This is a genomic window from Streptomyces milbemycinicus (genome assembly GCF_002154605.1).
Classification (GTDB): domain Bacteria; phylum Actinomycetota; class Actinomycetes; order Streptomycetales; family Streptomycetaceae; genus Streptomyces; species Streptomyces milbemycinicus.
Map to the genome: position 1 here is coordinate 23,522 of NZ_MUNE01000224.1, position 8,500 is coordinate 32,021.

Below are 8,500 nucleotides of genomic sequence, written 5' to 3' on the forward strand. Positions count from 1 at the left end.
GCGCTTTCTGGCAGGATCTGCCCCAGCCGTCCGCCACCGGGAGGAAACCAGCATGACCACGCGCCCGTCCGCCGTGCCGCTCCACTGCGACCAAGGCGGTACGGGCGCTCCCCCGCTGCTGCTGGTGCACGGCTGGGGCGGCGACGCCGGGGAGTGGGCGCCGCATCTGGCCGCGTGGTCGCGCCGGCACCGGGTGCTCGCCCCGGATCTGCGCGGCCACGGCCGCTCCCTCGCACCCGCAGGCGGGGCTTACGGGCCGCGTGACTTCGCCGCCGACCTCGCGGCCCTTCTGCACCGCCTGGACACCGGTCCCGTCGTCGCCGTCGGCCACTCGATGGGCGGGCAGGCCGTCACCGCGCTGGCCGTCGAGCACCCCGCCCTCGTACGGGCCGTGGTGGTGCTGGACCCGGCGTACGGAGCCGACGACGCGGAGCTGGCCCGGCTGCCCGCCGAGCAGGAGGCGCTGCGCGCCGAGGGAGCCGCATGGGCGGTGCGGTTCGTCCGCGGGGCCTTCGGACCGCATACCCCGCCCGAGGTGCGGGCGCGCCATGAGCGGCTGATGGCGGCGATGGACCCGGATGTGCTCGCCCGGTGTCGCGACGGAATGTATCTGGCGCCGGACGCCTTCGGGGCGCGGGCGGCGGCGCGGGCGTATCTGGCGCGCCGCCGCTGCCCGGTGCTGGGCGTGTACTCGAACGAGGCGGCGGCCGACTGGGAGCGCGCCTCGCTCACCCACCCGTACTCCCGTATCGAGGCGTGGCCGGGGTGCGGCCACTATCTGCACGAGGACCGGCGGGAGGCGTTGGTCGAGCTGGTCGAGGAGTGGACCGCCGGGCTCGACGAGCCCGGGGCCACCACCTACCTGTGACAGCCGGCCGGGGCGGTCAGGGGATCTCGACGCCGTTCTCGGCCGAGAGCCGGTCGATCTCGGCCAGTTCGGCGTCGGTGAAGGCGGGCGAGTCGAGCACCGCCACGTTCTGCTCCAGCTGGGCGACGCTGCTCGCGCCGATCAGCACGGACACCACGCGCGGGTCGCGCAACACCCAGGCCAGGGCCATCTGGGCGAGGGTCTGGCCACGGCCCTCGGCGAGCTTGTTGAGGGCGTGCAGCAGGGAGATCCGCTGCTCAGTGAGTACATCGCGCTTGAGGAAGTGGCCGAGCGCCATGCGGGAGTCGGCGGGCACCCCCTTGAGGTAGCGGTCGGTGAGCTGTCCCTGGGCGAGCGGTGAGAAGGCGATGACGCCGACGCCCGCCTGCGCGGAGGCCTCCAGCACCCCGCCCTCCACCCCGCGCTGCAGGATGGAGTACGGGTGCTGGTTGATCAGGTACGGGGTGCGCAGTTCCTTGAGGATGGCAGCGGCCCGCTCGATGGCCTCGGGCGGGTAGTTGGACAGGCCCGCGTAGAGCGCCTTGCCCTGTCGCACCGCGGTGTCCAGCGCGCCCATGGTCTCTTCGAGGGGCGTGTCCGGGTCGAAGCGGTGGGAGTAGAAGACATCGACATAGTCCAGGCCCATCCGGGTCAGGGACTGGTCGAGGCTGGCGAGGAGGTACTTGCGCGAGCCGAATTCGCCGTACGGGCCCGGCCACATCAGATATCCGGCCTTGCTCGCGATGAACAGTTCGTCGCGGTACGGGCGGAAGTCCTGGGCGAAGATCGTGCCGAAGTTGGACTCGGCGCTGCCGGGCGGCGGACCGTAGTTGTTGGCCAGGTCGATATGGGTGACCCCGAGGTCGAAGGCGCGGCGCAGCACGTCGCGCTGGGTCTCGATCGGGTGGGTGTCGCCGAAGTTGTGCCAAAGGCCCAGGGAGACCTTCGGCAGCAGCACGCCACTGCGGCCACAGCGCTGGTAGTGCATGGAGCCGTAGCGGCCCTCGGCGGCGAGATAGACCATGTGCGTCGTCCTCGTTCTCGTGTCGTTCTCGTATCTGCTTCGACCTCGGTGTCAATCGTGGTCATTGTGCCAGGGTCGTGACCTCCGCCGCGGTCAGCGTCCTGCCGTAGACGCGGAAGTCGTCGATCGCGCCCTTGAGGTACGGGTCGGGGTACTGGGACTTGCCGAGGTAGGCGGCGCGGAGATGGTTGCCGAAGTGGCGTGGCTCCACGGTGACCTGTGCGTTGCGGCCGACCTCGCGCCCGTCCACATAGAGCACGGCGGTGCCCGATCCGTAGGCCACCGCGACATGGGTCCACTGGCCGGTCGGCAGCGGATCCGCCTCGATGCGCTGTTCGGCGCCGCCTCCGCCCGCGGTGATGGCGAAGCGCAGCTTGCCAGAGTCGGCGCGCGGGGTGAGGAACATATTGGCGGTCACGCCGGTCCCGATGTCGAAGATCCGGGACCACTCCACGGCCTGGCCGTCCAGCCGGACCCAGGCCGCCACGCTGTACGCGGTGGCCCCGGCCAGGAGGTCGTCGGCGAGTGCGATGTATCCGTCGGTGCCGTTGAGCGCGACCGCGCCGCCCGTCCTGCCGGTGGTCCAGGAGGCGCCGCCGGTGAGCGTGGCGGTCTTGCCGTTGCCGGTGGCGTCGGCGGCGCTGGTCCCGCCGGTTTCGTCGAAGCGGTGCCAGGCGGCGAAGGCGGGCGGCGGGGTGGGCGGCTCGCCGGTCAGCCAGTAGACGTTGTAGTTCTGGTGGTGGACGCGGGCGATGGGGAGCAGGGTCACGGTCTCGCCGCTCGCGGTGGCGGTGAACTTGAGCGTGCTGCCGGACTGCTGCCGCACCGAGTCCTTCACCAGCCGTGGCATGGTCATATTGGGGCGGTTGCCGTACGCCCCGGCGAGCACGACCGGCCCGTACAGCACGGCCTGGACATCCGGGTCGTCGGGCGTGGGGTCGAGCTTCAGCGCCATCGGCAGGGTCACGTCGACGCGGTCGCCGGCCTTCCAGGAGCGGTCGATGACCAGCCAGCTGCCGGGTTTCGGCTGGTCGGGGAGGGTGGTGCCGTTGAGCGCCGCGCGGGCGCCGGTGGCCCAGGCGGGGATGCGCACCCGCAGTTCGAGGGAGGCCGCGCCGGAGGCCACGGTGAGGGTGGTGGTCTGCTGGTCGGGGAAGCCGGTGTTCTGGCGCCAGGTGATGGCCTTCTCCTGCCAGCGCAGCTCGGAGGGGATGAAGAGGTTCACCAGCAGGCTGCGGTCCGCATAGGTGTAGATGGTGTCGGCGAACTTGGCCTGGGTCTCCATGCCACTGCCGTGGTCGCAGGAGAAGTTGTTGTAGTCGGTGGAGTACTGATTGGGGTCGGTGCCCATGAAGGACGGCTGTTGTTTGAAGGCGCCGGGCGCCAGGCCGGTGTAGTAGATGTTGAAGCCGTGGGCCGAGTCGGGGTCCTGCTCGCCCAGCATCTGGTTGAAGAGCGTGCGCTCGTAGTAGTCGAGCAGGTCGGTGCGGTCCGGCGCGTGGAAGTGGATCAGCCGGGTGAGCTTGAGCATGTTGTAGCTGTTGCAGTTCTCGCAGCAGTTGTTGGACAGCTGGGCGGCGATGGCATCGGGCTCGTGAAACGCCTCGCCGTTGCTGTTGCCACCGATGACATAGGTGTGGTGGTCGGTGACGATCTTCCAGAAGTTCTCGCCGATGGTGCGGTAGCGGCTGTTCAGACCCTGTTCCCACAGCCGCAGGGCGCCGACCATCTTGGGGATCTGGGTGTTGGCGTGCAACCCGGCGAGCTGGTCCTCGTTGCGGGCGAGCGGGTCGAAGACCCGGGCGTGGGTGAAGCGCTCGGCGACCCTCAGCCACCGGGTGTCGCCGGTGATCGCGTGCAGATCGGCCAGCACCTCGTTCATGCCGCCGAACTCGGTCTGCAGTACGCGCTGCATCTGGTCGTAGCCGAGCTTGCCGGTGCGCGTGTCCACCCACGCGGCCTGGCGCTCCACGACGTCCAGGGCCTCGGCGTTGCCCGCCAGCCGGTGCTGGTCGACGAGCCCGGCCATGATCTTGTGGATGGTGTAGTACGGCGCCCACACCCCGGACCCGGACTCCAGCCGGTCGAAGAAGTTCTCCGGGAAGGCCGAGAGATAGCCCTGTCCGTAGCCCGCCGCCGGGGATTTCGCCTGGCAGGCGGCGAGCGCGGAGACCAGCTTGCGGCCCTTGTCCAGCAGTGCGGTGTCGCCGGTGTTGGCGTAGCTGAGGGCCAGCCCGGACAGCAAGTGGCCGGTGCTGTGGCCGCGTAACTCCGTGGTCGGGCTCTCCCAGCCGCCGCACGGCTGGGCGCTGCTCGCCAGGCCGACGTTGAGCCGGAAGGTGTGGAGCAGCCGGTCGATGTCGACGTACCGCAGATAGGCGGTGTTACGGGACTGGTTGTCCTTGAAGGCGCTCGGCAGCAGGGTGACCGCGCCGAGCGGGAAGGGCCGGACGCCGGTGAGCGCCCGTGCCCGGCCGCGGGGTGCGGCCGGGCCGGTGGAAGTGGCGGGGGCGGCGGCCATGGCCGTGCCTCCGGCCGCGGCCGTGAGTGCGACGGCCGCGGCGCCGGAGGCGGTGGTGGCGAGGAAGTGCCGTCTGTCGACTGGTTCGTTCATGTTCTTCCCTCACAGAGGTTCGAAATTACGAACAATGTCCGACATGCTGTGCACGGCGACGGTACCGGCACTTCCGTGGAAGTCAACAGCCCCAGCGGTAACAGGGCGTGGGACCGGTCAGCCGCGCCGCCACTGCTGGTTGGCGCCACCCGTACAGGTCCACTGCACGATCGCGGCCTTGTCCGCGGTGGACTCGTCCGCCACGTCCAGACACTTGCCGCTGGACCGGGAGGTCAGCCGCACATATCCGTCGCCGGCGTCCGTGGCCTGCCACTGCTGGTTCGCCCCCGCGCCGCAGGCCGACTGGACGACCTTCGCACCGTCGTCGGCGGAGCCGCCGCTGACGGTCAGACACTGGGAGCTGTGCCGGGCGACCAGCTGGACGTAGCCGCCACCGGCGTCCTTGGACCAGAACAGCTGGTTGCCGCCGCCGTTGCAGGTGTACTGCACGGCCGCGGTGCCGTCGGTCTGCGAGGCCGAGGTGATGTCGGCGCACTTACCGCTGTGCCGGGCCATCAGCGTGCGGTACGGCCCGCCGGAGCCGGTCACGGTGCCCGCCTCGGTGTCGATGGCCAGCTGCGGGTACCAGTCCATCGTCATCGTGCGCGAGGTCGGGAAGGACAGCGGCAGCCACACATAGCGGGAGTCGTTGACCTTGCCGCCGAAGGAGTTGCCCCAGCGGTCGCCCAGATACAGATAGGACGTCGCCCCATCGCCCTGCACCGGCAGGACGTATGCGGTCTGGGAGCCGTACGCGGTCGCGTCGCCGATATTCGCCATCTCGGTCCACGGCCCGGCCAGGTCGGTCGCGGTGGCGTACTTCTGCTGGTTGGGGTTCCAGCCGGTGGCGCCGGAGGTCAGCATGAAGTAGACGTTGCCGCGCTTGAAGAGGGCGGGCGCCTCGCGGTGGCCGCCGGGCCAGGGGTTGGCCACCAGGCTCGCCACGCCCGTGTAGTCGTCGGTCAGCCGGTAGATCTGCAGGTCGTAGTTCTCCCGGGCCGCCGAGACCATGTAGCCGGTGCCGTCGTTGTCCTGGAACAGCGTGATGTCCCGCGACATGTGCTGACCCAGCGGCCGGAAGCTGCCCCGCCAGGTGTAGTCGCCGTCGACGGTCGGAGAGGTGGCGACCGCGGCACGCGCCTCGCCGTAGTCGGTGCCGTTCTCCTTGTGCATCCACATGACGAACTGCTTGGTCCGCTGGTTGTAGAGGACCTTGGGCCGCTCGATATTGGCCTTCGCCAGCTCGGGGTCCGTCGCCTGGGTCAGCACGTGTCTGCGGAACTCCCAGCTCTTGAGGTCCTTCGAGCGGTAGGCGGACACATAGCGGAAGGTGTTGTCCGCGTTGCGGTTCTCGCCGAACCAGTAGTAGTACGCGCCGACCTTGATGACTCCCCCGCCGTGGGCGTGCACCGGATCGCCCGAGGTGGTGGCGTACTGCGTCCCGTTGAGGACGGTCACGGGGGCGGCCTGCGCGCCGGACGCGGACAGCAGCGGGGCCAGCAGGGCCGCGCACACGGCGACCACGAGCGTCCAGAGGCGGGGGCGCCTCGTCTTCGGGGCGGGCATCACACGCTCTCCTTCAGGACGGTGAAGTGGCGGGCGAACCCGGAGAGGCCGGGCAGCTCCCTGATCGGGGTCCAGGTCCGGAATCCGTCGAGGCTGTCGCTGTAGTAGTACTTGTGCTCCGCGTAGCCGTCGAAGTAGATACGCCAGGCGCCGCTGTCCAGATGGACAAGCGCGGGCCCCTCGCGCCAACTGCCCCAGCCGGCCCAGTCGCCGGTGCCCCGGAAGGTGTACGGCCCGCCGAGGCTGGTGGCCGTCGCGTACTCGATGTACTTCGTCGTCTCCTGCTTGGTGAAGGCGTGGTACTGACCGGCGTAGCGGACGACGAAGGTGTCGATGTAGTTGGCGGTGTCCAGGCCGGTGATCGGCTTCGGGGTGGTCCACGAGGACAGCGCGGCGTTGGTGGCGGTGAGCAGATGCGGCCGGAACGTCTGGCCGGAGGTGGACGTGGTGTCCAGCGAGACAATGACATTCACGCTGTTGCTGCCGTTGGTGTCCACGAAGAACTCGGGCGCCCAGGTGCGCTCCAGACCGGCCACCGGAAGGGCGTGGTCGCGTACGAAGGTCCAGTTGACCCGGTCGCGGCTGCGTGCGAAGCCGATGGTGTTCCCGGTCCAGTTGGTGGTGTAGACGATGTAGTAGTAGCCGTCGGTGTGCTTGATGACGCTGGGGTCGCGGATCAGCTGGGCCGGGGGTGTGTACGCCGGGCCCTTGAGCAGCGTGTAGGCCAGCGCGTCCGGCGAGTCGTAGACATACATATTGGACTCGCTGCTGTTGGTGAACGCGGTCATGGTGTACCGCGATGTCGCCTTCGCCTGGCGCACGGGCGCGTCGGCCACCGGGACGCCGAAGTCCGGGGTGCCGTCGGCCTTCCAGCGCAGGGGCTGGACGCGGGTGTGGCGGTTGGGGTCGTGCAGCGGATCGCCGGTGATGTCCTTGTACTGGCGCGCGTGGTAGACGAGGACGTCGGTGCGGCCGTCCTCGGCGACGGTGAAGGAGTTGTGTCCCGGACCGTACTGTTTGGTGGTGTCATTGCTGGTGAAGACCGGCGTCGGGCTCTTGGCCCAGGACGCGGGGTTCAGCAGGTCGCTGCTGTCGGCGGCGGTCAGCAGCCCCATGCAGTAGTTGCTGTCGGTGGCGCTCGCGGAGTAGGTCAGGAAGACCTTGTTGTTCCGCTGGAGGACCGAGGGTCCCTCGTTGACCTTGTAGCCGCGGGTCTCCCAGTCGTACGTCGGACGTGAGATCTCCACCTGCGGGCCGGTGACGGTCCATGGGTTGGCCATCCGGGCGAGGTAGATGCTGGAGTTGTTGCCGACGGCCGGGTTGGACTGGGCCCAGACGAGATAGCGGGTGCCCCGGTGGACGAAGGTGGAGGCGTCGAGGGAGAAGGAGTCCAGCGGGGTGGCGATCCGGCCCTTCTCGGTCCAGGTCCCGGAGAACGGATTGGCGTTCGCGTTCTCCAGCACCCACATCCGGATCTTCCAGACGTCGTTGGCCGGTGCCGAGGCGAAGTAGACGTACCACTTGCCGTCGATGAAGTGGATCTCCGGCGCCCAGATATGGGCGCCCATGTCGCCGCTGGTGTGCTTCCTCCAGATCACCGACTCGGCGGCGGTGGACAGGCCCTGCAGGGTCTTGGAGCGGCGCAGGACGATGCGGTCGTACTCGGGTGCGGTGGCGGTGAAGTAGTAGTAGCCATTGGTGTGTTTGACGATATGCGGGTCGGCCCGCTGCAGGACCAGCGGATTGCGGTACGGCTCGGCCTTGGCCCCGGCCGGCGCGGCGGCCGGGCCCGCGGCGTGGGCCAGGCCGGGCGCGCCCACGACGGCGCCCGCGGCGAGGGCGCCCTTGAGGACCAGCCGACGGCCGGGTTGTTGTTCACTGCGGCTCATGTCTGTCTCCTGATGACGGACCACGGTGATCGATTTTGTTCGGAGATTAAGGCTTCTGGTGACTTCTGACAGTCCCTGAGGAAGGTGCGAAACTTTCGAAAACGCCGCGGAGCCCGGGCCGTTCATCAGTCGAGACGGAAGCCTTGTCGCGGAGCACAGGCTTACCTAAGCTCGCCGTGACAACCGGTTTCCATGTCTGTGACCAGGAAGAAGTGGTAGGCAGATGACCGCAGGACCGATCCGACTCTCCACGGGTGCGCACACCGCACTGCGCCCGGCCACCACGGCCCGTATCACCGGCGGCTTCTGGGCCGCCAGGCGCCGCACCAACGCCGAGGTGAGCATCGCGCAGGGGCCGCACCGGCTCGAGGAGGCGGGCAACTTGGACAATCTGCGGGCGGCCGCCGGGGCGAAGGCGCCGGGGTTCAGCGGCGACTTCCAGTTCCAGGACTCGGATGTGCACAAATGGCTGGAGGCCGCGTCCTGGCAGCTGGCTGAAGGAGCTGAGGTGGCGGCTGGGGGTGCGGGGGCAGCTGGGG

The 8,500-nt window shown here is 69.2% G+C and carries 6 protein-coding genes; 2 read left to right on the forward strand and 4 right to left on the reverse strand.

What is annotated here, in order from left to right:
• The first annotated feature begins 52 nt into the window (after nt 1–52).
• Nucleotides 53–868: an alpha/beta fold hydrolase gene (locus tag CCN51_RS19295; protein WP_014174274.1), complete on the forward strand. Its 816-nt coding sequence runs from the start codon at nt 53–55 to the stop codon at nt 866–868.
• 16 nt (nt 869–884) lie between these two features.
• On the opposite strand, the gene CCN51_RS19300 is transcribed toward CCN51_RS19295, so the two are convergent.
• From CCN51_RS19300 to CCN51_RS60010, 4 genes are all read right to left on the reverse strand, one after another.
• Complete coding sequence (locus CCN51_RS19300) at nt 885–1,892, reverse strand: aldo/keto reductase (protein ID WP_014174275.1); 1,008 nt, start codon at nt 1,890–1,892, stop codon at nt 885–887.
• A gap of 61 nt (nt 1,893–1,953) precedes the next feature.
• Entirely contained in the window at nt 1,954–4,506 is a 2,553-nt protein-coding gene (locus tag CCN51_RS19305) for a glycoside hydrolase family 127 protein (protein WP_086859835.1), read from the reverse strand.
• Between the two features lie 117 nt (nt 4,507–4,623).
• Nucleotides 4,624–6,072: an RICIN domain-containing protein gene (locus CCN51_RS19310; RefSeq protein WP_014174277.1), complete on the reverse strand. Its 1,449-nt coding sequence runs from the start codon at nt 6,070–6,072 to the stop codon at nt 4,624–4,626.
• The gene (locus CCN51_RS60010) at nt 6,072–7,961 is read right to left on the reverse strand and encodes a family 43 glycosylhydrolase (protein ID WP_014174278.1); all 1,890 of its coding nucleotides are present in this window, start codon (nt 7,959–7,961) and stop codon (nt 6,072–6,074) included. Before CCN51_RS60010 ends, CCN51_RS19310 begins: the two co-directional genes overlap by 1 nt.
• A 223-nt stretch (nt 7,962–8,184) precedes the next feature.
• Between CCN51_RS60010 and CCN51_RS19320 the strand changes: the two genes are divergently transcribed.
• Nucleotides 8,185–8,500 (forward strand): beta-L-arabinofuranosidase domain-containing protein (locus CCN51_RS19320; RefSeq protein ID WP_342749383.1); only part of this gene is annotated, 316 nt, incomplete at its 3' end.